The 24957-nt window shown below is 46.2% G+C and carries 17 protein-coding genes; 13 read left to right on the forward strand and 4 right to left on the reverse strand.

Annotation, left to right across the window (positions count from 1 at the left end):
* The first annotated feature begins 66 nt into the window (after positions 1-66).
* From LS482_RS21090 to LS482_RS21105, 4 genes are all read left to right on the forward strand, one after another.
* A complete protein-coding gene (locus tag LS482_RS21090) occupies positions 67-465 on the forward strand; it encodes a VOC family protein (protein WP_233029576.1) in 399 nt (132 codons plus the stop codon).
* 155 nt (positions 466-620) lie between these two features.
* The gene (locus LS482_RS21095) at positions 621-1049 is read left to right on the forward strand and encodes an SRPBCC family protein (protein ID WP_233029577.1); all 429 of its coding nucleotides are present in this window, start codon (positions 621-623) and stop codon (positions 1047-1049) included.
* Between the two features lie 54 nt (positions 1050-1103).
* The gene (locus tag LS482_RS21100) at positions 1104-1577 is read left to right on the forward strand and encodes an SRPBCC family protein (protein ID WP_233029578.1); all 474 of its coding nucleotides are present in this window, start codon (positions 1104-1106) and stop codon (positions 1575-1577) included.
* A 312-nt stretch (positions 1578-1889) separates the two neighbouring features.
* Positions 1890-3692, forward strand: a complete 1803-nt coding sequence (locus tag LS482_RS21105; protein WP_233029579.1) for an AMP-dependent synthetase/ligase — start codon at positions 1890-1892, stop codon at positions 3690-3692.
* Positions 3693-3911: 219 nt separating this feature from the next.
* On the opposite strand, the gene LS482_RS21110 is transcribed toward LS482_RS21105, so the two are convergent.
* Positions 3912-5282 carry an alpha-L-fucosidase gene (locus LS482_RS21110; RefSeq protein WP_233029580.1) on the reverse strand — a complete coding sequence of 457 codons (1371 nt, stop codon included), beginning with the start codon at positions 5280-5282 and terminating at the stop codon, positions 3912-3914.
* A 280-nt stretch (positions 5283-5562) separates the two neighbouring features.
* On the opposite strand from LS482_RS21110, the gene LS482_RS21115 reads away from it, so the two are divergent.
* The 5 genes from LS482_RS21115 to LS482_RS21135 all read left to right on the forward strand — a co-directional run bounded on the left by LS482_RS21115 (position 5563) and on the right by LS482_RS21135 (position 12298).
* Positions 5563-6000: a MarR family winged helix-turn-helix transcriptional regulator gene (locus tag LS482_RS21115; RefSeq protein WP_233029581.1), complete on the forward strand. Its 438-nt coding sequence runs from the start codon at positions 5563-5565 to the stop codon at positions 5998-6000.
* A gap of 201 nt (positions 6001-6201) precedes the next feature.
* Positions 6202-8607, forward strand: a complete 2406-nt coding sequence (locus LS482_RS21120; RefSeq protein WP_233029582.1) for a 3-hydroxyacyl-CoA dehydrogenase/enoyl-CoA hydratase family protein — start codon at positions 6202-6204, stop codon at positions 8605-8607.
* A 51-nt stretch (positions 8608-8658) separates the two neighbouring features.
* On the forward strand, positions 8659-9267 hold the full coding sequence (locus LS482_RS21125) for a transposase (protein WP_233029583.1): 609 nt from the start codon (positions 8659-8661) through the stop codon (positions 9265-9267).
* Positions 9268-9281: 14 nt separating this feature from the next.
* Positions 9282-10463: an acetyl-CoA C-acyltransferase gene (locus LS482_RS21130; protein ID WP_233029584.1), complete on the forward strand. Its 1182-nt coding sequence runs from the start codon at positions 9282-9284 to the stop codon at positions 10461-10463.
* 26 nt (positions 10464-10489) lie between these two features.
* A complete protein-coding gene (locus LS482_RS21135; RefSeq protein WP_233029585.1) occupies positions 10490-12298 on the forward strand; it encodes an acyl-CoA dehydrogenase FadE in 1809 nt (602 codons plus the stop codon).
* Between the two features lie 70 nt (positions 12299-12368).
* Here LS482_RS21135 and ytxJ read toward each other — a convergent pair whose 3' ends face one another.
* Complete coding sequence (ytxJ, locus tag LS482_RS21140) at positions 12369-12800, reverse strand: bacillithiol system redox-active protein YtxJ (RefSeq protein WP_233029586.1); 432 nt, start codon at positions 12798-12800, stop codon at positions 12369-12371.
* A gap of 218 nt (positions 12801-13018) precedes the next feature.
* Here ytxJ and clpB point away from each other — a divergent pair, with 218 nt between their 5' ends.
* The gene (gene clpB / locus LS482_RS21145) at positions 13019-15625 is read left to right on the forward strand and encodes an ATP-dependent chaperone ClpB (protein ID WP_233029587.1); all 2607 of its coding nucleotides are present in this window, start codon (positions 13019-13021) and stop codon (positions 15623-15625) included.
* Positions 15626-15706: 81 nt separating this feature from the next.
* On the opposite strand, the gene LS482_RS21150 is transcribed toward clpB, so the two are convergent.
* Together LS482_RS21150 and gyrA are read right to left on the reverse strand one after the other, a co-directional pair.
* Positions 15707-16984 carry a tetratricopeptide repeat protein gene (locus tag LS482_RS21150; RefSeq protein WP_233029588.1) on the reverse strand — a complete coding sequence of 426 codons (1278 nt, stop codon included), beginning with the start codon at positions 16982-16984 and terminating at the stop codon, positions 15707-15709.
* A 114-nt stretch (positions 16985-17098) separates the two neighbouring features.
* The gene (gene gyrA / locus LS482_RS21155) at positions 17099-19621 is read right to left on the reverse strand and encodes a DNA gyrase subunit A (protein ID WP_233029589.1); all 2523 of its coding nucleotides are present in this window, start codon (positions 19619-19621) and stop codon (positions 17099-17101) included.
* A gap of 501 nt (positions 19622-20122) precedes the next feature.
* On the opposite strand from gyrA, the gene LS482_RS21160 reads away from it, so the two are divergent.
* The 3 genes from LS482_RS21160 to LS482_RS21170 all read left to right on the forward strand — a co-directional run bounded on the left by LS482_RS21160 (position 20123) and on the right by LS482_RS21170 (position 24938).
* On the forward strand, positions 20123-22675 hold the full coding sequence (locus LS482_RS21160) for an ATP-dependent Clp protease ATP-binding subunit (RefSeq protein WP_233031865.1): 2553 nt from the start codon (positions 20123-20125) through the stop codon (positions 22673-22675).
* 224 nt (positions 22676-22899) lie between these two features.
* A complete protein-coding gene (rimK, locus tag LS482_RS21165; protein ID WP_233029590.1) occupies positions 22900-24276 on the forward strand; it encodes a 30S ribosomal protein S6--L-glutamate ligase in 1377 nt (458 codons plus the stop codon).
* Between the two features lie 275 nt (positions 24277-24551).
* Positions 24552-24938: a hypothetical protein gene (locus tag LS482_RS21170; RefSeq protein ID WP_233029591.1), complete on the forward strand. Its 387-nt coding sequence runs from the start codon at positions 24552-24554 to the stop codon at positions 24936-24938.
* Positions 24939-24957: the final 19 nt, after the last annotated feature.

Below are 24957 nucleotides of genomic sequence, written 5' to 3' on the forward strand. Positions count from 1 at the left end.
GCTCCCCTGCCCTTCTTGCCTAACACACCTGTCCGGAAGCCATTGTAAATAAAAAGACAAACCAATATGGGGCCGAAGATCAGTTTTATCACCATTGCGGTGACCGATTTGGAAAAATCCATTGATTTTTACAGAAATGTGTTTGGCTTTCCCACCGGGGGTATCCGCGAAGGCTATGAAGACCATTGTCTGTTTGAACTTGAAGATAACTTCGGCCTGATACTTTACCGAAGGAAGGATTTTCTTCCGCTTACGGCAAAACCGGACCAAACGGAAAAATCCGCGGGGTTCATACTCAATTACACTGCGCAAAGCAAAAAGGAGGTCCGGCAAATTGTGCGGTCGGCACTGTCTTCCGGAGCCACTCCAATCGGTCAGCCGGTTGATGAAGATTGGGGCTACGCTGTGAATATTGCCGACCCTGACGGACATCAGTGGGAAATTTTAACCTCACCGCATAACTAAACCGGACACTGAAAACCTGTTTGAAATACAGGATTGCACACAATCCGATTGCCGGCAGGCTTTCCCGGCAAATCAGTTCCGGAATAAAAACAGTTCATTGAATACACCCGGGAAACCCGGGACATACTAAAAACCATTTAAAAAACAGATACTTTATGAAAAACGATCCGTTAATCATTGAACGAACATTGAACGCCCCCGTAGAAAAGGTCTGGAAAGCCCTTACCGACAAAGATCATATGAAACAATGGTACTTCGACCTTGCCGAGTTTCATCCGGAAGTGGGATTCGAATTTCAGTTTAAGGCCGGAAAAGACGAGAAAAAATACCTTCACCTCTGCAAGATCACTGAAGTTATAGAAAACGAAAAGCTGTCCTACTCCTGGCGTTACGACGGTTATGAAGGGAATTCCCATGTCATTTTCGAATTGTTTCCGGAGGGCAGTCGAACCCGGATAAAACTCACACATGAAGGCCTCGAAACTTTCCCCGAGAGCAATCCCGACCTTGCCAAAGAAAATTTTGTACAGGGATGGACATACTTTATAGGTACTGCGCTCCCCAATTTTGTAGAGCATACATAAAAAACTAACTTTAAGGGTGGAAACGATGAATATAACCTTTTAAAAACAATTAAAATGGCAAAAAACAATTCGAAATGCGTAGAAGCCCAAATGCTTATCCGGAGACCACCGGCCGCTGTTTTCGAAGCATTTGTCAACCCGGAAATAACCCGGAATTTCTGGTTCACCAGGGGGAGTGGTAAACTTGAGCCCGGAAAATCCGTGACCTGGGAGTGGGAAATGTACAACCTTTCCACAACGGTTTTTGTAGAGGAAATATCGGAAAATGAGAAAATCTCCATACGGTGGGACTCCCCTCCCACCACCGTGGATTTTGAATTCACGCCTTTTGAGGACAATGCCACATATGTGGTGATAAAGAACTACGGGTTTAAAGAGAAGGGCGACGAACTACTGAATACCATTAAAGATTCCACCGGCGGATTCACTACCGTTCTGGACGGATTAAAGGCATATCTGGAATACGGTATCCACCTGAACCTTATAGGCGATAAGTTTCCCGAAAAGAATGTACGGTACAACCGGTAACAAAAACTTTCCCTGCCGGTATACGGAAATCAATATCTTAACAGATCCGGAATATGAAAGTATTTGCCGTAACAGGCAGACAAGTACGATTTGGTCAATGGGCACAGGGGTGGTGTTTTTTATTGCAAAGTAATATACAGTATAATAAAACACTCACCCGAAGTATAGCTTTAAATTAAATAGTTAGCAATAATATGTTCTTTTTTTTATAAACTACATTGGTTTGTATCCACAATTTTCCTAATTTGCAATCCCGACTGTGTGGATTTTTTCTTAAATTTATATAACCCATCGGGACTAAAATTGCAGAAGATGACCGAAGTTACCCGTATTTTTGATATCCCCCGTTACCAACTGGAAAAATACAATCTTGAAGATGCTTTAGTGACCAAACAGAATGGCAAATGGGAAGCAACTTCCAGTGCCGGCTACGTTGAAAAAGCGGATGCCATGAGCAGGGGGCTCCTGAAGCTCGGTCTGAAGGAAAACGATAAAATAGCCATTATATCGTCAACCAACCGTACGGAATGGCACCTTCTGGATATAGGAGTACTTCAGACGGGGGCGCAGACCGTTCCTGTTTATCCGACCATTTCCGAAGACGATTACGAATATGTCCTCAATCATTCCGAAGCTATTTATTGCTTTGTTTCCGACGAAGAAGTGCTGGACAAGGTCAGGGCCATAAAAGCCAGGGTCCCCGCACTGAAAGAAGTGTATTCCTTCGACAGGATAAAAGGCATAAAACACTGGACGGAAATCCTGGAAGCGGGAAGAAAAGACGAAGCCAACCGGGAAGAGCTGGAAAGACGGAAAGATGCCATAAAACCCGGAGACCTGGCCACACTGATTTACACTTCGGGAACTACCGGAAGGCCGAAAGGTGTGATGCTCTCCCATAACAATATTATCTCTGATGTACTGGGCAGCGCCGAAAGAGTTCCCCTGGATGCCGGAAATTCCAAAGCATTGAGTTTCCTCCCCATATGCCATATCTTTGAACGTATGGTGGTCTATCTCTATCAGTATTACGGTATATCCGTTTATTTTGCTGAGTCCATAGACAAAATGGCGGACAATCTCAAGGAAGTGAAACCCAATGTCATGACCGTAGTCCCCCGGCTGCTGGAAAAAGTGTACGACAAGATCTACGCCAAGGGAACGGAACTCACCGGAATAAAGAAAAAACTGTTTTTCTGGGCCCTGCAACTCGGGGAAAAATACCAGCCGTACAAGGCCAACGGATGGTGGTATGAATTTCGACTGGGCATTGCCCGCAAATTAATATTCAGTAAATGGCAGGAAGGCCTCGGAGGGAACCTGGACATTATGGTTTCCGGAAGTGCCGCCCTGCAACCGCGCCTCGCCCGGGTATTTGCCGCGGCGGGAATCCCGGTCATGGAAGGTTACGGGCTCACGGAAACCTCTCCGGTAATTGCCGTAAACTGCCAGAAAGACCGCAAATGGAAAATAGGTACCGTAGGAAAGGTTATCCCCAATGTAGAGGTAAAAATAGCGGAAGACGGTGAAATACTCTGCAAAGGCCCCAATGTGATGATGGGCTATTACAAAGACCCGGAAAAAACGGCAGCCGTAATGACCGACGGCTATTTTCATACCGGGGATATCGGCGAATTGGATGAGGAAGGCTTTTTGAAGATCACCGACCGGAAAAAGGAAATGTTCAAGACTTCCGGAGGAAAATATATCGCACCGCAGCTCATGGAAAATGAAATAAAGCAATCCCGCTTTATCGAACAGATCATGGTTATCGGGGAGGGCGAAAAATTACCTGCTGCCTTTGTTCAGCCCAATTTCGACTTTATCAAAAAATGGGCGGCCCGGAAAAAAATTGATATCGGGAAGACCAACCCGGAAATCGTGGAAAACCCGGAGGTTATTGCCCGTTATAATGAAGAAATAGCATTGTATAATAAAAAATTCGGTCACTGGGAACAGATCAAGAAATTTGAACTGACCCCCGATGTCTGGTCCGTGGAAAGCGGACACCTGACCCCTACACTGAAACTGAAAAGAAAAGTGATCCAGGAAAAATATAAAGACCTGTATAACAAGATATACAATCGCGAAAGTGAAAACGGGTCCCGGAAATAAAAACATATGCAAAAAGATACGACAGCTTTCCCGCTTCGGCAAAACTGTCGTAATGTAAAAAGTCCTTAAAAAATGAGTTGGGTGCTATTTGCCCCACCGGCTTAATCGGGTATTGTTTTCCTAAAGTTGTTTTTTCATAATCGTAAGAACTACCCCCATCTCGAAAAATCCGGACAACTGGCAAACCAAGGTTTTTAAGGACTTTCTTTTTTGCAGGAACTAATGACTTTCCTCTTGCTTGTCTCCCTCCTTTTGCGGTCCGTATTTATTAAACAGTTCCAGCGGACTGTCCAGTGTCACTTTCAGCACGGTCATGTACGGATCGATAACCCGGTTGGGCACTTTGATATAGGAAATCCCGGGGTATTTGGCCCAATCTATTGCCCCCTTGGTGTTAAATTCGAGCTTTTCGCCGGTTCCAACCACACTAACGGAGGTGATCTTGTTCTTAATTCCTTTCAATACCAGTTCTTTTTGCGGCGATCCCGGCACAAAAAGATAAAGGGTTTTCCTGTCCTTCGACAAGGTTGTTGGTCCGTAAAAGTAATGCAGGTCTATTCCCTTCCGGGTAGCATAAACCGCTTCTTTGTGCTTTTTAAGCCATTTGCCCAGTTCTTTGAGAATATGTACCTGCTCCCCGGGGATTTCACCGTTGGCCTTGGGGCCTATATCCAGCAACAGGTTACCTCCCATACTGATCATGTCCGCAAAGATCCGGATCACTTCATAAGGTGTTTTGTATGCCGTGTCCAGTGGCTGATATCCCCAGCTCCCGTTCATGGTAAGGCAAAGTTCCCAGTATTCGGCAGGCGGGTTGAATATCGGTGTGCCCTGCTCCGGTGTGGAATAATCGCCATACCCCTGTAAGCGGGAGTTGATAATGGTATTCGGGTTCTTTTTCAGTAAAAGTTCCCGGATACGCGGGGCCTCCCATTCTTCCGCACTGTGCTCCCAGTCCCCGTCAAACCACCACAGATCGGGATTAAAGTTTTCGGCAATCTCCCCTATCTGTCCGAACATGTATTTTTTATACCGCTCCCACCGTTTGGGTTCTTCCTTGATATCGTAGCGTTTTTCCTCCCGGGTAAATTCATCGTAATCATTATGCGACCAGTTGGAAAGCGAATAATACATCCCGACTTTTATATCGTTGTCCCTGAGGGCCGCTGCAAAAGGGGTGACCAGGTCGCGTTTGGCCGGGGTGTCTTTTACCGTATTCACCCCCTGTTTACTGTCCCACAGGGCCACCCCGTCGTGATGGCGTGAAGTGAGCACGGCATATTGCGCCCCGCTTTCCTTGATAAGTGCCGCCCAGGAAGCAGGATCGTATTTACCGGCCGTAAACCCCTCCAGCTGCTTCATATAATCTTTATGCGCTATTTTTCCGTTGTAAAAGGACCAGGATTCGTCAATACCTTTCACTGCATAAATCCCCCAGTGAATAAATATTCCGAGTTTGGCATCTGCAAACCATTCCATTTTCCGGTCGTCCACGGCATCCGACAACTTTTCATTTCCTTGTCCGTAAGAAGTCAAAAAAGACATACATGCCACAAGGGCGAACAGGAATTGCGATCTGATATTTTTCATCTGTACTGAAGTTTTCAAAAAAGTGTTCGAGAACAAAGATACGTTTTTTGTCTTTCCGCCGCTTATTTTCGTTCAGATTACACAAGTATATCCTTTTCCTTCTGCATAACACCCTGTTTTATTGTTCCCTTTAAATTATTGTTAATACGAGTGCAGGAATGAGGTATTCTTACAAAATTGTTATAAATTAATGGAGATGATTGGTAATACAGAAATTTAAGATCAATTTATTATGCATGCATAATAAATTTTTGTATATTTGACATTCAGACCAATCCAGATGAAAGATAAGACAATAGATTATGCTTTAAGGGCAACCTGGCAGGCCGTCGCCAGAATGTATAATGAGGAAGCCGGCAAGTATGACACAACAATGGCCACGGGCTTTACCCTGCTGAGCATTGACCGGGAAAAGGGAACCCCTTCCACTTCGCTCGGACCGAAAATGGGAATGGAAGCCACCAGCCTTTCCAGGATATTGAAAAATATGGAGGCAAAAGGGCTCATTGAACGAAAGCCCAATCCCCAGGACGGCAGGAGCGTACTTATATGCCTTACGGATCTGGGGCGGGAAAAGCGGGAACTTTCAAAGGCCGTAGTGTTAAGATTTAATGAGGTTATAAAGGATAGTATTTCAGAAGAAAAACTCCGGGACTTTTTTGAAGTGATCGAAGCCATCAATAACCTTATTGTTGAAAAAAAAATATACAAACCCTGAAAAACAGGGTTTGATCCGGACTCATATCTTACGAACAACAAAACGATAAATCACAAAAAACACATGAAATGCCCATAGACATCATTGTCACACCTCCCGAAAGCTTTCGGGACGACATAATTACTCGGGGCATTTCTCCCGATCCCGATAATTATAGGGACCATCGGGATAACCTATTTAAAACAAATGAAAAATAAACAGATGAAACGCAACATTAAAAAGGTAGCAGTCATTGGTTCCGGGATCATGGGAAGCGGTATTGCCTGCCATTTTGCCAATATCGGTGTTGAGGTTTTACTCCTCGATATTGTCCCCCGCGAACTGACGGACAAGGAAAAACAAAAAAAGCTGAGCCTGGAAGATAAAGTGGTGAGAAACCGGATTGTCAACGACAACCTGGCTTCGGCATTAAAATCAAACCCCTCTCCTGTTTACCACAAAAAATTTGCAGGCCGGATAGCAACAGGGAATCTCGAAGACAATATTTCGGAAATTACCGACGCCGACTGGATCATTGAAGTGGTTGTGGAACGGCTGGACATCAAGAAAAAGGTTTTTGAACAGATCGAACAGCACCGTACTCCGGGAACCCTCGTTACTTCCAATACGTCGGGGATTCCGATTCACTTTATGAGCGAAGGTCGCAGTGAAGATTTTCAACAGCACTTTTGCGGCACCCACTTTTTCAACCCGGCGCGGTATCTGAAACTCTTCGAGATTATTCCGGGACCGAAAACTTCCGATGAAGTACTGGACTTCCTGAACAATTACGGTGATAAATTCCTGGGCAAGACCTCGGTAGTGGCCAAAGATACCCCGGCATTTATAGGAAACCGCATCGGTATTTTCGGGATCATGAGCCTCTTTCACCAGGTGAAGGAAATGGAACTTACCATCGAAGAAGTGGACAAACTTACCGGGCCGGTCATAGGCCGCCCCAAATCCGCTACTTTCCGCACCGTAGATGTCGTAGGACTGGATACTCTTGTGCACGTGGCCAACGGTTTGTATGAAAATTGCCCGGACGACGAAGCCCACGAACTTTTTAAACTTCCCGGCTTCATCAATACCATGATGGAAAACAAATGGCTGGGCAGTAAAACGGGACAAGGGTTCTATAAAAAAATAAAAGACAAGGACGGAAAGAGTGAAATATTGTCGCTCGACCTGGACACGATGGAATACCGCCCGCGTAAAAAAGCCGCTTTCGCCACTCTTGAACTCACCAAGACCATAGACCGCCCTATTGACCGGTTTAAGGTGCTTGTTGACGGTAAAGACAAGGCCGGCGATTTTTACCGGAAAAACTTCTCGGCCATGTTTGCCTATGTCTCCAACCGCATTCCGGAAATCACGGAAGACCTTTATAAAATAGACGATGCCATGAAAGCCGGTTTCGGCTGGGAAAACGGGCCGTTTGAAATATGGGACGCCATCGGGGTGGAAAAGGGACTCGAAATCATGAAAGCCGAAGGCCATGCACCTGCAGCCTGGGTAAACGAAATGCTTTCCTCCGGTAACGACAGTTTCTACACCGTTAAGGAAGGTGCTACCTGCTTCTACGACATCCCTTCCAAGTCACAGAAAAAGGTGCCCGGACAGGATGCCTTTATCATCCTGAACAACATACGTGAAAGTAAAAAAGTATGGAACAACAGCGAAGCTGTAATCGAAGACCTGGGCGACGGTATCCTTAACCTTGAATTCCAGTCCAAGATGAACACCATCGGTGGTGGGGTATTACAGGGCATTAACAAGGCGATAGACCTTGCGGAAAAGGAATATGCGGGACTGGTGATCGGTAATCAGGATGCCAATTTCTCGGTAGGTGCCAATCTCGGAATGATATTTATGATGGCCGTTGAACAGGAATACGACGAACTCAACATGGCTATAAAAATGTTCCAGGACACCATGATGCGGGTACGGTATTCGGCCATTCCCGTCGTCGTTGCCCCGCACGGCATGACCCTTGGCGGCGGATGCGAAATGAGCATGCATGCCGATAAAGTCGTTGCCGCCGCAGAGACTTATATCGGTCTGGTGGAATTCGGTGTAGGCGTTATCCCCGGCGGCGGCGGTTCCAAGGAAATGACACTGAGGGCTGCCGATACCTTCAAAAAAGACGATGTGGAACTGAACGTGCTTCGGGAGTATTTCCTGACCATCGGTATGGCAAAGGTAGCTACATCAGCTTATGAAGCTTATGATTTCGGTATCCTTCAAAAAGGAAAAGACAGTATAGTGGTTAACAAAGACCGCCAGATTGCGGAAGCCAAAAAACATGCCCTTCTTCTCGCCGAAGCAGGCTATACCCAACCCATTCACAGAAAAGATGTAAAAGTGCTGGGCAAACAGGCCCTGGGTATGTTCCTCGTGGGAACAGACAGCATGTATGCCGGAAAATACATTTCCGAACACGACAAGAAAATAGCCAACAAACTGGCTTATGTCATGGCCGGGGGCGACCTTTCTGAAGCCACGCACGTCAGCGAACAATATTTACTGGACCTGGAAAGAGAAGCTTTCCTCTCCCTCTGCACCGAGCGGAAAACACTGGAAAGGATACAGCATATGCTGAAAACAGGCAAGCCTTTAAGGAACTAAAACCTCTGTTTAGACCACTAAAAATGAGGGGGCTGTAACAAATTTTGAAAAATGTCCGAAAAATTCCGAAATAAATACCGTATAGCATCTACCCGGGCACAATGGTGGGATTATGGAAGAAATGCAGCCTATTTCATTACAATATGTACCGCTGGACGGGAATGTTTTTTCGGAAAAATTGAAAACAAGGAATTAAAAATGTCTCACGTGGGCGTCATTGCCGATCTGTTGTGGTTTGAATTGAAAAACCATCGGAAAAATGTGTTTTTAGGTGAATACGTGGTAATGCCCAACCATTTTCATGGGATTTTGATTTTGAATAACGAAAACAGGACCAGCGTTGTTACCGACACAATAAACAATGATGTCGACGACGTAGAGACAGGGCATGCCCTGTCTCTGCAACCACCGTCACAAACGAACGGAAAAACCATAGGCCGGAAACGGTTTCAAAATATCGGAAAAAACACGGTTTCATCCATTATCGGCGGATACAAATCAGCCGTATCAAAACATGCCCGTCGATTAGGATACGATTTTGGATGGCAAGACAGGTTTCACGATCATATCATCAGAAATGAGAAGGAATACCTGCGCATCGAAAAATACATTATAGATAATCCTTCCAATTGGAATGACGACAGATTTTTTAAATCATAACAATATTATTCATTATGAAAACAGCATATATAGTAAAAGCATACCGGACGGCCGTTGGCAAAGCGCCAAGGGGGACGTTCCGGTTCAAGAGGCCGGATGAACTCGCGGCAGAGACCATTCAGCACATTATGAACGAACTGCCGGCCCTGGACAAAAACCGTATTGACGATGTGATGGTAGGTAATGCCATGCCCGAAGCCGAACAGGGCCTGAACATGGGCCGCCTGATCTCCCTGATGGGACTCGACATTGCAGACGTCCCCGGAGTTACGGTCAACAGGTATTGTGCTTCCGGAATAGAGACCATTGGTATGGCCACGGCCAAAATACAGACCGGAATGGCCGATTGTATTATTGCCGGGGGAGCAGAAAGCATGAGTTACATCCCGATGGGAGGTTACAAGCCTGTCCCCGATTACGCAATGGCAAAGGCAGGGCACGAAGATTATTACTGGGGCATGGGACTTACGGCAGAGGCCGTGGCCGAAAAATTCAAAGTGTCCCGTGAAGATCAGGATGAATTTGCCTTCAATTCCCATCAAAAAGCCCTGAAAGCACAGGACGAAGGTAAATTTGACCAACAAATCGTCCCTATAGAAATCGAACAGGTATTCGTCAACGCCTCAGGGAAAAAAGCAGAGAAATCCTATACGGTTAAACAGGACGAAGGCCCGAGGGCAGACACTTCAATGGAAGCCCTGGGCCGTCTGAAACCGGTATTTGCCGATGGCGGAAGTGTTACTGCCGGTAATTCCTCACAAATGAGTGACGGGGCAGCTTTTGTCATGGTAATGAGTGAAGAGATGGTAAAAGAACTCAACCTCGAACCTATTGCACGACTGGTCAGCTATGCCGCTGCCGGTGTAGCACCCAGGATCATGGGAATAGGTCCTATAAAAGCCATCCCTAAAGCATTAAAACAAGCCGGCATGCAGTTGAACGAAATAGAACTCGTAGAGCTCAACGAAGCTTTTGCTTCCCAATCGCTTGCCGTGATCCGGGAAGTCGGATTGGACCCGGGTATTGTCAATGTAAACGGAGGGGCCATAGCATTGGGACACCCTCTGGGGTGTACCGGGGCCAAACTATCCGTACAACTCTTTGACGAAATGAAACGCAGGGGCAACAAGTACGGTATGGTAACCATGTGTGTGGGAACCGGCCAGGGAGCAGCCGGGATTTACGAGTTGTTATAGACTATAAAACAAAAAAATTAACGGTTATGGAAACACAAACAGAAAAAGACAATATCCTTCGCGGCGGACAGTTTATCGTAAAAGAAACATCATGCGAAGATGTTTTTACTCCCGAGGATTTTTCGGAAGAACAAAAGATGATGCGCGATACGGTAAAAGATTTTATAGACCGGGAAGTATGGCCCAATAAAGAGCGGTTTGAGAAAAAAGACTATGCCTTTACCGAGGAAATTATGCGTAAGGCAGGAGAACTGGGCCTTCTCAGTGTAGCCGTACCCGAAGCATACAACGGTATGGGAATGGACTTCGTTTCCACCATGCTGGTATGCGATTATATTTCGGGGGCTACCGGTTCCCTGGCTACGGCTTTCGGAGCACATACAGGAATCGGCACCATGCCCATCCTTCTCTACGGAACGGAAGAACAAAAACAAAAGTATGTGCCCAGACTGGCCACGGGAGAATGGTTCGGCTGTTACTGCCTCACGGAGCCCGGTGCCGGGAGCGATGCCAATAGCGGGAAAACAAAAGCGGTGCTCAGTGAAGACGGCAAACATTACCTCATATCGGGACAGAAAATGTGGATATCCAATGCCGGGTTCTGTGACCTGATGATCGTGTTTGCCCGCATTGAAGATGACAAATACATCACCGGTTTTATCGTAGAATACGACCCGGACAACGGAATTACTTTGGGCGAAGAAGAACACAAACTGGGAATCAGGGCCTCCTCTACCCGTCAGGTATTTTTTAATGAGACCAAAGTGCCGGTGGAAAACATGCTCTCTGAAAGGGGGAATGGTTTTAAAATAGCCATGAACGCCCTGAACATAGGTCGTATAAAACTTGCGGCAGCATGTCTTGACGCACAGCGGAGGGTGACCACCAATTCGGTAAAATATGCTAACGAACGCGTACAGTTCAACACCCCGATCGCAAATTTCGGGGCCATAAGGGCTAAGCTCGCTGAAATGGCGGCCACGGCATATGCCGGTGAATCCGCCTGTTACAGGGCAGCCAAAAATATTGAAGACAGGATAGCCATCAGGAAATCCGACGGCAACAGTCACCAGGAAGCCGAATTAAAAGGTGTTGAAGAATATGCCATTGAATGTTCCATACTGAAGGTAGCCATTTCGGAAGACATCCAGAACTGTACGGACGAAGGTATACAGATTTTCGGAGGTATGGGCTTCTCTGAAGACACTCCCATGGAAGCAGCCTGGAGGGATGCCCGTATTTCCCGTATCTATGAAGGTACCAACGAAATCAACCGCATGCTGGCCGTGGGGATGCTTGTCAAAAAGGCCATGAAAGGCCATGTAGACCTCCTTACCCCTGCCCAGAACGTAGCGGACGAACTCCTGGGTATTCCCTCATTCGATGTTCCCGATTATTCCGAGCTGTTTTCCGAAGAGAAGGAAATGGTGGCCAAACTGAAAAAAGTTTTTCTGATGGTTGCCGGTGCAGCCGTTCGGAAATACGGTCCGGAACTGGAAGAACACCAGCAGTTGCTCATGGCAGCAGCCGATATCCTCATTGAGATATACATGGCGGAATCCGTGATATTACGAACAGAAAAACTGGCCCGAAAAGAAGGTGAAGACAAGGCAATTGCACAAATTGCCATGGCAAAACTGTACCTCTATAAAGCCGTGGACATTATCACCCAGAAAGGAAAAGAAGGCATTGTTTCCTTTGCTGAAGGCGACGAGCAACGCATGATGCTCATGGGACTGAAACGTTTTACAAAATATACAAATATGCCCAACGTTATAAGTCTGCGGAATACTATCGCGGAAAAACTGGTTGCAGAAAACGAATATTGTTTCTAATTCCGGTGGTTTTTAATTGCCGGAAGGTTTTGGTTGGTTGGAAAGCGCCCTGCATTGTTCAGGGCGTTTTTTAATAGTGCCTATTCATTTCCGGTCCTTCCAACGCCTGAAGTACTTTCTGTGCAGCGATTTCCCCGTGGGATGCATTGTAAACAACCTTACCGTCCTTCAACAGTAAAAGCTGCGGACTCTCATGCGCGATCCCGAAACGGGAGGCAATAGCATCGGAAATATTCCGATACGCCAGCAGGTCCAGGTAATATAAACGTACTTCCTTTTCAGCGTCCATATCACTTTCAAAGTTGCGGTATGCCATACGGCTGATACCACATCGTGTACTGTGTTTGAATATAATTACGGGGACCTCCCTGCTCTCCTGTTCTATTTCTTCCAGCTGTTCTTCTGATGTTAACGGGGTCCAATCCAATTCCCTCTTCGATGTTTCCTTTCCCCCTTCACCTGCAACTGCCTTTTTTCCAAAAATACTATCAAAAAAACCCATAACTTTATATTGTAATAATATCGCCTTTGTTAAGAGTGCAAAGGTAAAATATCCCGGCCATTTATACCTGAAATATGTAAAAAGGATACTCAAAACGGAAATACGTCAAATTGACATCTGTTTTAAAGATTTTACTGACACAATGTCCGTTTAATCTTATTGGAACGGGAATTGACAGTAAAAAATCGTAATACACAAAAAAAGGAAAAGAATAACAGATGAACCTTAACAATTTTACCATAAAATCACAGGAGGCCATCCAGCAGGCACAACAGATTGCCCAGGGATACGGTCATCAGGAAATAGAAAACGAACACCTCTTCAAAGCTATTTTTGAAGTGGATGAGAATGTACTCCCCTTTCTGCTTAAAAAACTTCAGGTGAATGTCCCGCTGTTGAAACAGATACTGGACAAGACCCTCGAAAGTTTTTCAAAAGTGGAAGGCGGACAGCTTATGCTCTCCAGGGAAGCGGGAACCGCATTGAACGAAGCCGGTATTATTGCCAAAAAAATGAACGATGAATACGTTTCCATCGAACATCTGATACTGGCCATTTTTAAATCGAAAAGCAAAGTTGCACAGATCTTAAAGGATCAGGGAGTTACCGAAAAAGCACTAAAGACTGCGATCGATGAACTCCGGAAAGGTGAAAGGGTTACCTCCGCAGGTGCAGAAGACACCTATAATTCCCTGAACAAATACGCCAAGAACCTCAATCAGCTCGCCAATGACGGGAAACTCGATCCCGTAATCGGCCGGGACGAGGAAATCCGGCGGGTACTGCAGATTCTGTCACGACGTACCAAGAACAACCCCATGCTTGTAGGTGAACCCGGAGTGGGAAAAACCGCTATTGCTGAAGGGCTGGCACACCGGATCATCCAGGGAGACATTCCGGAAAACCTCAGGGACAAGGAGATCTATTCCCTCGACATGGGGGCACTCATCGCCGGAGCCAAATACAAGGGTGAATTTGAAGAGCGCCTGAAATCAGTGATCAAGGAAGTCACTTCGTCCGACGGCAATATCGTAATGTTTATAGACGAGATACACACCTTGGTCGGTGCCGGCGGCGGTGAAGGCGCAATGGACGCGGCAAACATACTCAAACCCGCCCTCGCCCGCGGTGAACTCAGGGCCATAGGGGCCACTACCCTGGACGAGTACCAGAAATATTTTGAAAAGGACAAGGCTCTCGAACGGCGTTTTCAGAAAGTCATGGTAGATGAACCCGATACCGAAAGTGCCGTTTCCATACTCCGGGGGATCAAGGAAAAGTATGAAACCCACCACAAGGTGAGGATCAAGGACGAGGCCATTATCGCTGCTGTAGAATTATCACAGCGTTACATCACCAACAGGTTCCTTCCGGACAAGGCCATCGACCTCATGGACGAAGCGGCATCGAGACTGCGTATGGAGATCAATTCCAAACCCGAGGAACTCGACGTTCTGGACAGGAAGGTCATGCAGCTCGAAATAGAGATTGAGGCCATAAAACGCGAGAATGACGAAGACAAGCTCAAGACCCTGAACGCCGACCTTGCCAACCTGAAGGAAGACAGAAATGAGATCTATGCCAAATGGCAGAGTGAAAAAGAGGTTGTAGATAACATCCAGAATGCCAAGGAAGCCATAGAGAACTATAAAATCGAGGCAGAACGTGCGGAACGGGAAGGCGATTACGGGAAAGTAGCCGAACTGCGTTACGGAAAGATCAAGGAAACCCAGGAAAAGCTGGATGATCTTCAGGAACAGCTCGCACGGCAGCAGGAAGGCGGCAGTTCGCTGATCAAGGAAGAAGTCACCAATGAAGACATTGCAGAAATTGTGGCGAAATGGACAGGCATCCCCGTAACCAAAATGTTGCAGAGCGACCGGGAAAAACTGTTGCAGCTCGAAGACGAATTGCACAAAAGGGTGATCGGACAGGATGAGGCCATACAAGCTGTATCGAACGCCATCCGGCGAAGCCGTGCGGGGTTACAGGACGAAAAACGCCCCATCGGTTCGTTCCTGTTCCTCGGCACTACCGGAGTGGGTAAAACCGAACTGGCAAAGGCTCTTGCGGAATACCTGTTCGATGACGAAAGTGCCATCACCCGTATTGATATGAGCGAATACCAGGAACGCCATGCCGTGAGCAGGCTTGTCGGGGCACCTCCGGGATATGTAGGGTATGATGAAGGCGGACAGCTTACCGAGGCGGTAAGGCGCAAGCCCTACTCGGTGGTTTTGCTGGATGAGATCGAAAAGGCGCATCCCGACACCTTTAACATATTGCTTCAGGTGCTGGATGAAGGTCGATTGACGGACAATAAAGGACGCCTGGCCGATTTTAAAAACACCATTATCATAATGACCAGTAACCTGGGAAGCCATATCATACAGGAAAAATTCGAGGCGGTAAAAGATGTATTCAGTGCCACCGAAGCGGCCAAAACAGAAGTGCTCGGATTACTGAAACAGACGGTAAGACCCGAATTCCTGAACCGTATTGACGACATTATCATGTTTACACCCATTTCGGAGGACGACATCAAGGAAATTGTCAGGTTACAGTTGAAAAATGTCATTAAAATGATTGCAAAACAACACATTGTCCTGGATGCTACGGAAGAGGCCATTGCCTACCTGGCCAGGAAAGGATATGATCCCCAGTTTGGTGCACGTCCGGTAAAACGGGTTATACAGCGGGAAGTACTCAATGAGCTTTCCAGGGAAATCCTGAGCGGAAAAGTGTCTTCCGACAGTATCATCCTGCTGGACGAATTTGACAGCAAACTCGTATTCCGAAATCAGCTGGATACTGCCGGGGAATAATAAAAATCATATAGGTACAAACAAAAAATAGCGGGAATTTACCCGCTATTTTTTGTTTTTTAATATGCCGCCTTCCGGTCACTATTCCATAGTATCCAGCTTCGCCTTCATTTCTTTGTATTTGGCATCTTCCCCGATTGAACCGTATATGTTCATCAGTGTTTTTGTGGCTTCAACACTCTCCGGGTTTATTTCCAGTAATTTTTGAAGGTAAGGAATAGCCTCTTTGTACAGCCCTTCCCTTTTCTTTTTCAGTTCGTCATAGCGTTTGTTATCCGCCTGCGAAGTTCCCAGACTGTTCATTTCGTCTACTATGGCTACTTCCTCGCCCAACACCAGGGAAGCCATGTTCATGTAGCTGGCTTCGTATTCGGGATCGAGTTCGATGGCCTTTTCATAATATTTTCTGGCCTGTTCCTTATTTCCCTGTTCGGCGCTGATAACCCCAAGGTTGTAATAGAGCATGGGATTAGTCGGGTCTTTTTCAATGGCCTGTTCCATAACCTCTCTGAACTTGTCTTTCTGTCCAAGTTTAATGTAAAGGTTGGCCTCGGTCATAAGGAGGTTAATATCTTCCGGATCCACTTTTCTCGCCTCTTGCACCGCTTCAATAGCTTTTTCACTATCCCCTTTCTGCGAATAGATCAGGGCAATGTTTTTCACGATCTCAGGAAGCCTGGACTCCGTTTTCTCTTCTTCGGGTTTTTCGTGCGTCCCTGCCTTTACCATAAGGTCGCGTTGTTCCTTGGTGGGAAGTTCTTCACGTTCACCGCTTTCTTTATTTGTCGCATAGTACTTGGTCGTTTCACCGGTGTACCCGAGCTCTTTCAGTTCCACGTAATATTTCAGTGCGGTATCATAATCTTCTCCGTTCACCGCACTGGAAGCAGCGTAGTACAGGTAATCCTGGTTATTGGTGTCCAGTTGATAGGCCATGTACAGTTTTTTAGCTGCAGCTGCGTAATCCTGGTTCTGATTGTCTTCCACGGCAGAATTCACAAGATCAGCTGAAATGGACTGGATGAGCTGGGAAGCTTCTCCGGTATATTTTTCTCTTCCGGACTCTTTTTCCACGGCGATAAGGTCCTTGAATGATTGTACTGCGTCCTGATAGGCCACATCAGTATTTACACCTTTTTTTGCTTCCTCATAATTTAATTTTCCGTCCAGGAAATAATATTGTGCCTTGTACTTGTCATCGGCAGAAGAAATAGCCCCTTCTACACTTTGCAAAGCAGACTTGGCTTCCTCAATATTTCCCTTCTTCAATGCTTTTTCCGCATCCCTGAGTTCTTTCCGCTGTGCAATGGACAGCGTAGAAATCAACAAGGCAGAAAAAATAAAAATTTTTTTCTTCATGAGTCTTGAATTAAAATAAGTTTTTAGTTCTTTAATTATATCCGTTTTAACAACGGCTCAAGATTAGGTTTATTTTCTGATATTTTCCAAAAACAGATTAAAACTTTAACAAATTTAATCATTTGTTTCCATATTGTCGGCTTCAGCACTTTCGATATCTTCGTCTGTAGTATCTTCTTCGCGCATTACCTTGGCTACGGCAGCAATGGAATCCTTGCCTTTAATATTGATGAGTCTGACCCCTTGTGTGGCACGCCCCATAACGCGTAAATCACTCACATTGAGACGTATGGCGATTCCGGATTTATTAATGATCATCAGGTCATCCGAATCTGTAACACTTTTAATGGCCACTAATTTACCGGTTTTTTCCGTAATAGAAATGGTTTTCACCCCTTTTCCTCCCCTGTTTGTAATGCGGTAGATGGGTGTACCGTCTTCGGGGTCCTCTATAAAGGTGCGTTTTCCGTAACCGTTTTCAGACACTACCAGGACACTTTCTTCCTGCGGATTATTTACTGTGATCATTCCGACCACCTCGTCGGATTCATCAGCCAGCCTTATACCCCTTACCCCGGAAGCGTTCCTTCCCATGGGCCTGGTCTTTTCTTCTTCAAAACGAACGGCCTTTCCTGATCTCACGGCCAGCATTACCTGGCTGTTACCCGTAGTGAGTTTGGCTTCCAGCAGCTCGTCGTCTTCCCGGATGGTGATCGCGTTAATACCGTTTTGCCGTGGACGGGAATACTGTTCCAGCGAAGTCTTTTTCACGACTCCCTTCTTGGTTGCCATAATCACATAGTGGCTGTTGATGTATTCTTCGTCCTTGAGGTCCTTTGTACAGATAAACGCTTTTACCTTATCGTCCTGTGATATATTGATCAGGTTCTGTATGGCTCTTCCCTTGGAGGTTTTGGTCCCTTCCGGAACTTCGTAGACCCTCAGCCAGAAACATTTTCCTTTCTGGGTAAAAAACAGCATGTACTGGTGATTGGTTCCCACAAAAAGATCTTCAAGAAAATCTTCATTTCGTGTGGTAGAGGCTTTTTGTCCTACGCCTCCCCTGTTCTGGGTCTTGTATTCCGTAAGCGGGGTTCGCTTAATATATCCGGCATGGGAAATAGTAATAACTACCTGCTCATCCGGTATCATGTCCTCTATGCTGAGGTCGCCTCCTGCGTATTCGATGGTCGACCTTCTGGGGTCACCGTACTTACTCCTGATCTCCTCGAGCTCTTCCTTAATGATCTCCATCCTTCGTTCCTTACGGGCCAGGATATCCTTGAGTTCTTCGATCAGTTTCTTGATGTCTTCGTATTCGGCGCGGAGCTTGTCCTGTTCCAGACCGGTGAGTTGTCGTAAACGCATCTCAACAATGGCCCGGGCCTGTACCTCGGACAGTGAGAACCGCTCTATAAGTTTTTCCCTGGCTTCTTCCGCATTATTCGATGCACGGATCAGGGCAATAACTTCATCTATATTATCCGAAGCAATAATAAGCCCTTCCAGGATATGTGCCCGTTCTTCCGCTTTTCTCAGTTCATATTCGGTCCTTCTCACCACTACCTCATGCCGATGCTCCACAAAGTGGTGGATCATGTCCTTGAGGTTGAGTAATTGCGGCCGGCCTTTCACCAGTGCGATATTATTGACACTGAATGAAGATTGCAGCGAAGTGTACTTATATAATGTGTTGAGTACAATGTTTGGTATGGCATCGCGTTTCAGCACATATACAATACGCATCCCGTTACGGTCGGATTCGTCCCGGATATTGGCAATACCTTCCAGTTTCTTATCATTGACCAACTCGGCGGTTTTCTTGATCATCTCCGCTTTGTTCACCTGATAGGGAATTTCCGTAACCACAATGCACTCACGCCCCTGCACCTCTTCTATGATTGCCTTGGCACGGATAACCACTCTTCCTTTTCCGGTCTTAAAGGCTTCTTTTACGCCGTCGTAACCGTAAATAATTCCACCTGTGGGAAAATCCGGGGCTTTGACGTGCTGAATGAGCTCGTCTACTTCAATGTCATTGTTATCAATATAAGCGATGGTGCCGTCCACCACTTCCGCCAGATTGTGCGGCGGCATATTGGTGGCCATCCCCACGGCAATCCCCGATGCTCCGTTTATCAGGAGATTGGGTACCCGGGTAGGTAATACCGAAGGTTCTTTGAGCGTATCGTCAAAGTTGAGCGTGTGATCAACTGTCTCTTTGTCTATGTCTGCCAACATGTCTTCCGAGATCTTGCGCATCCGCGCCTCGGTATAACGCATTGCGGCAGGCGGGTCACCGTCTACAGAACCGAAATTACCCTGGCCGTCAACCATCATATAACGCAGGCTCCATTCCTGGGCCATCCGTACCATGGCGTCGTATACCGACGTATCCCCGTGCGGATGGTACTTACCCAAAACCTCTCCTACTATTCTGGCCGATTTCTTATACGACCTGTTGCTCAGCACCCCGAGCTCATGCATTCCAAACAAAACCCTTCTGTGCACGGGCTTTAGTCCGTCCCTCACATCGGGAAGGGCACGTGACACAATGACCGACATCGAATAATCGATGTAAGCGGACTTCATCTCGTCCTCTATATTAATAGGTATCAGCTTTTCTCCTTCTGCCATATTAAAAAAATTAATTATAAAGGTTTAATTTCAAATCGAGCCAATATACGGATTTTATAGACTTTACTGATGTAAAACACCTTCCTTTTTTAAGCATTTTATCAACAACAGGAAGGAACCGCAGGGTATGGTATTATTTTTGCTGATTACCAGTATATTTGCGGGTTTCACAACTGCGAAACAACAACATCCCGACATGGGATTTTCACGGTTTCCGGGCAATTCCGGAGTATTCCCCGAAAAGAAAAACAATACTTTCTCGCAAAGAGAAACGCAAAAAACACGGCAACCTGCGAGCCCTTGCCACACCCCGTGTGGCGGTTGATAAATTGCACGTTAAAAATTTTTGTTTTTCATAGATTTTTCGTCTATTAGCAATACGTTCCATTTCAAAGGGTATAGTTTTTGTAATAGTGTTGTAGATTTTTATTATTTTTAAACCTGACTCCCCGTTAGCTGTACCGAAAAACACCCCGGGGATATTTGAAAGGAGATAATATTATGGATGACAATTTTTCACCAAGAGTAAAAGATGTTATAGCCTATAGCAAGGAAGAAGCTCTGCGTTTGGGCCATGACTTTATTGGCACGGAACACCTTATGCTCGGACTATTACGCGATGGTAGTGGTAAAGCGATCAATATACTTAACGCAATGGACATAGACCTGGATACGCTGCGGAGAAAAGTAGAAATTCTCAGTCCGGCGAACTCCAGTTCCTCCTTTGTTTCCAATGATAAGAAAAACTTACATCTCACCAGACAGGCAGAACGTGCCTTAAAAACCACTTTTCTGGAAGCCAAGCTTTTCCAGAGTTCATCAATTAATACCGCACACCTCCTGTTGTGTATACTCAGGAATGAGAATGACCCGACAACAAAACTTCTGAACAAGTTACGGGTGGATTACGATGCGGTCAAAGAACAATTCAAATTTATGAGCACAAGCGAAGATGAATATATAGACCTCCCCTCCGCCGAATCGTATTCGGACGAACCGGGAGCTGCGGATGAGCCTTCAAGGGATAATCCGTTCAACAATCCTTCCGGAGGGAAATCCAGCAAAAAGTCCAAAACCCCGGTGCTGGACAATTTCGGCCGGGACCTGACCCAACTTGCCGAAGAAGGTAAACTGGACCCTGTAGTAGGAAGGGAAAAGGAAATTGAAAGGGTATCCCAGATACTCAGCAGGAGAAAGAAAAACAATCCCCTGCTCGTGGGAGAACCCGGTGTAGGTAAAAGTGCCATCGCCGAAGGACTTGCACTGCGTATTGTCAAGAAAAAAGTATCCCGTATACTCTATAATAAAAGAGTGGTTACACTTGACCTGGCTTCACTTGTAGCCGGTACCAAATACCGCGGACAATTTGAGGAAAGAATGAAAGCGGTGATGAACGAACTGGAAAAGAACGACGACATTATCCTGTTCATTGATGAGATCCACACCATAGTAGGTGCCGGTGGAGCAACAGGAAGTCTCGACGCTTCCAATATGTTCAAGCCCGCTCTTGCTCGGGGAGAGATCCAATGCGTGGGAGCTACCACACTGGACGAATACAGGCAATATATCGAAAAGGACGGCGCACTGGAACGGCGTTTCCAGAAAGTGATCGTGGAGCCGACTACCGTAGAAGAAACGATAGAGATTCTCCATAACATCAAGGAAAAATACGAAGACCACCACAATGTGGATTATACCGAAGAGGCCATAGACGCCTGTGTAAAGCTTACCAACAGGTATATGACCGATCGTTACCTCCCCGACAAGGCCATAGACGCCCTGGACGAAGCAGGTTCGAGGGTACATATTACCAATATGCAGGTCCCCAAGCAGATCCTGGAGCTTGAAAAACAACTGGAAGATGTGAGGGTATTGAAAAATTCGGTGGTCAAAAAACAGAAATACGAAGAAGCCGCCAAGCTGCGCGACGATGAAAAACGTCTGGAAAAAGAACTCGCTACCGCCCAGGAAAAATGGGAGGAAGAAAGCAAACTCCACCGGGAGATCGTCAGCGAAGATAACGTTGCCGATGTCGTTTCCATGATGAGCGGAATTCCCGTAAACCGGATTGCCCAGGCAGAAAGCAGTAAACTGGCAAAACTGCCCGATCTCATCAAGGGAAAGGTTATCGGCCAGGACGAAGCGGTGAGCAAAGTGGTGAAAGCCATTCAACGAAACCGTGCCGGACTCAAGGACCCGAACAAACCCATCGGCTCATTTATTTTCCTCGGTCAGACCGGCGTTGGAAAAACCCAGCTTGCCAAGGTGCTTGCCAGGGAACTGTTCGACTCCGAAGATTCTATCGTTCGTATTGATATGAGCGAATACATGGAAAAATTCGCCATCTCGAGATTGATCGGAGCACCTCCGGGATATGTGGGTTATGAGGAAGGCGGACAGCTCACGGAAAAGGTACGGCGTAAACCATATGCCGTTATTCTCCTGGATGAAGTGGAAAAAGCGCATCCCGATGTCTTTAATATGCTCCTACAGGTCCTGGATGACGGATACCTCACCGATAGCCTCGGAAGAAAAGTGGATTTCAGGAATACCATTATAATAATGACTTCCAACATTGGTGCCCGGCAGATCAAGGACTTTGGCCAGGGTGTAGGTTTTGGAACAGCGGCCAAAAAGGCACAGGAAGGCGATTACCAGAAGAGCGTTATTGAAAATGCACTGAAAAAAGCCTTTGCTCCCGAATTCCTGAACCGTATAGATGATGTGGTCGTCTTCAATTCCCTGGAGAGAGACGACATCCACAAGATTATTGATATTGAACTGGAAAGGCTTTACGACCGTATCAAAGACCTCGGATATGTCCTTACATTGAGCGACAGCGCAAAAGACTACATTGCCGAAAAAGGCTTTGATAAGGAATACGGGGCACGTCCGCTGAAAAGGGCCATTCAGAAATACATAGAAGATGCGCTTGCCGAAAAGATCATCGCTTCCAAACTTGCCGAAGGAGACAGTATTTACATGGACCTCGACAAGAAAAAAGACGAATTGACGGTAGCCATAAAAAAAGCAGAAGAACCTACGAACAGTTAATTTATAAAAATCACCATTTGTCGTAAAATAGAACGAAGCCGTACTTTACCTTTACAGGGGATAAAGTGCGGCTTTGTTGTTGGTGTACGTCAATGAAAGTCGAATTTTCATTTTCCCTTAAACCAGGAAACAAAAATTTAATTTTTTTCCCTTAGACTTTCAGATTGTTTGTAGTTTATTTGTGCCATTATTCAGACCATTTGTTTTTACTGTAAACACACACCATGATAGAGAACAAAACCATAGTAGGCAGTGAAGAATGGGTTGCACTGCCCCAGCTCGAAATTCCGGCCATAAAAGTACGTGTGGACAGCGGAGCAAAAACTTCTGCCCTGCATGCCGTGAATATTAACCCGTTTCAGCGAAACAACGAAACCTGGGTTACCTTTGAGGTGTTCCCCATACAGAACAACGGCAAAAAACTGATTCACTGCGAAGCACTGGTTACCGACAAGCGCGTGGTAAAAAGTTCCACGGGAACCCGTGAAAACAGGTATGTCATAAAAACTTCACTACATGTAAACGGATCGTCATGGGATATTGAACTTACCCTGACCAACAGGGACAGCATGGGCTACCGCATGCTTCTCGGGCGGGAAGCCATGATAGGCCGTATGCTTGTAGATCCCGAAAGCAGTTTCCAGCTCGGGGAATTGTCTGATGAGGATGTGGAAAGCACCTATAAACTAAAGTCAAACAGTGCCAACGGACTGAAAATCGGGCTGCTTGCCAGCAATCCCGATCTTTACAGTAACCGCAGGATCATAGAAGCCGGAGAACGCATGGGGCATGACATGCAGTTTTTTAATATCCGCCAATGCTATATGAAACTGGACGCCAAAACCCCTGAAATACATTACCGGGGAGGTAAAATATTAAATGAACTGGATGCCATAATTCCGCGTATCCGTCCTGCAATGACCTATTACGGCTGCTCGCTTACATGGCAGTTCGAATCTCTCGGAATATTCAGTCTGAACAGTGCCACCGCCATAAGCCAGTCCAGGGACAAGTTGTTTTCACTGCAACTCCTCCTCAATAACGGAATCGATATCCCCACTACCGGATTTGCCAATTCCCCTCTGGACACCAACGACCTTATAAAAATGGTAGGCGGTTCCCCATTGATCATCAAACTCCTCGAAGGGACCCAGGGCAAAGGCGTGGTTCTGGCAGAGACCAAGAAAGCTGCGGAAAGTGTTATTAATGCCTTTAAAAGCCTGAATGCCTATATCCTGGTACAGGAATTTATCAAAGAGGCCAACGGAAAGGACATCCGGTGTTTTGTGATAGACGGGAAGGTAGTGGCCGCAATGCAGCGGGAAGCTCCTCCCGGAGAATTCCGTGCCAACATGCACCTGGGCGGCACGGCTTCCCTGATCAAGGTTACGGCCGCGGAAAAAAGGATGGCGGTAAAAGCGTCTAAAGCCATGGGGCTCCGGGTTGCAGGGGTGGATATTATCCGTTCTTCCAAAGGTCCTTTGCTGCTGGAGGTAAATTCCTCTCCCGGGCTCGAAGGTATTGAAACGGCTACTGATAAAGATGTGGCTTCATTGATGATCAGATCTATTGAAAAACAGTTAAAATACCATCCGCAGTAACCATTGGTCCGTTTTCCGGTTCCGTATTCTCCGGGGATATGTTTTTATCCCCGGTCACTGAACGGAAACAAAATCCCCCTTCCCCTTACTGGTTTTACCTGTCTTTTCGGGAATACCGGAGCACCGGGAAACGCTTTTTCTTCGAAAAAATCTGCCTTTCGTCCGATTTTTTTCTATTTCCCTGTAAGTCAGCTTAATTTCGCACTGTTCTTAAAAGTATGTTTATACTGTAATTATTTTCATGCCTTTTTTTAACCGTGGCACGACCCTGCATTATGCCTAAGCGAATAAAACTGGACTTCGGAAGTCTTGAATTTCACGAAAACTTTGTTATCAGTGAGATCAACGAAGGTGTGCATTTTGCCGCCAAGCAAAACAGGGTTTTGATTTCTCTCTGCCTCGAACACTTTAAGGACCAGCCGTTCGGTTATATTTCCAACAGGATATATTCCTATTCCGTAGATCCCTTTGCATACATAGAATCGGAAAACATCGAGAATTTTGTTGCAATGGCTGTGGTGGTCAGCTCTTCTGCACAAAGGCTCAGCTCCAAAATAGAAGGATTGTTCTGCAAAAGGCCCTTTAAGTATTTCTACAATCTGGAAAGTGCGCAGGTATGGATTGAAAAGACGATAAACACGGGGGAAATCCCCTCAGGCTAATCCCCCGTGCTTGTATGTC

This window comes from Sinomicrobium kalidii (assembly GCF_021183825.1).
GTDB lineage: Bacteria > Bacteroidota > Bacteroidia > Flavobacteriales > Flavobacteriaceae > Sinomicrobium > Sinomicrobium kalidii.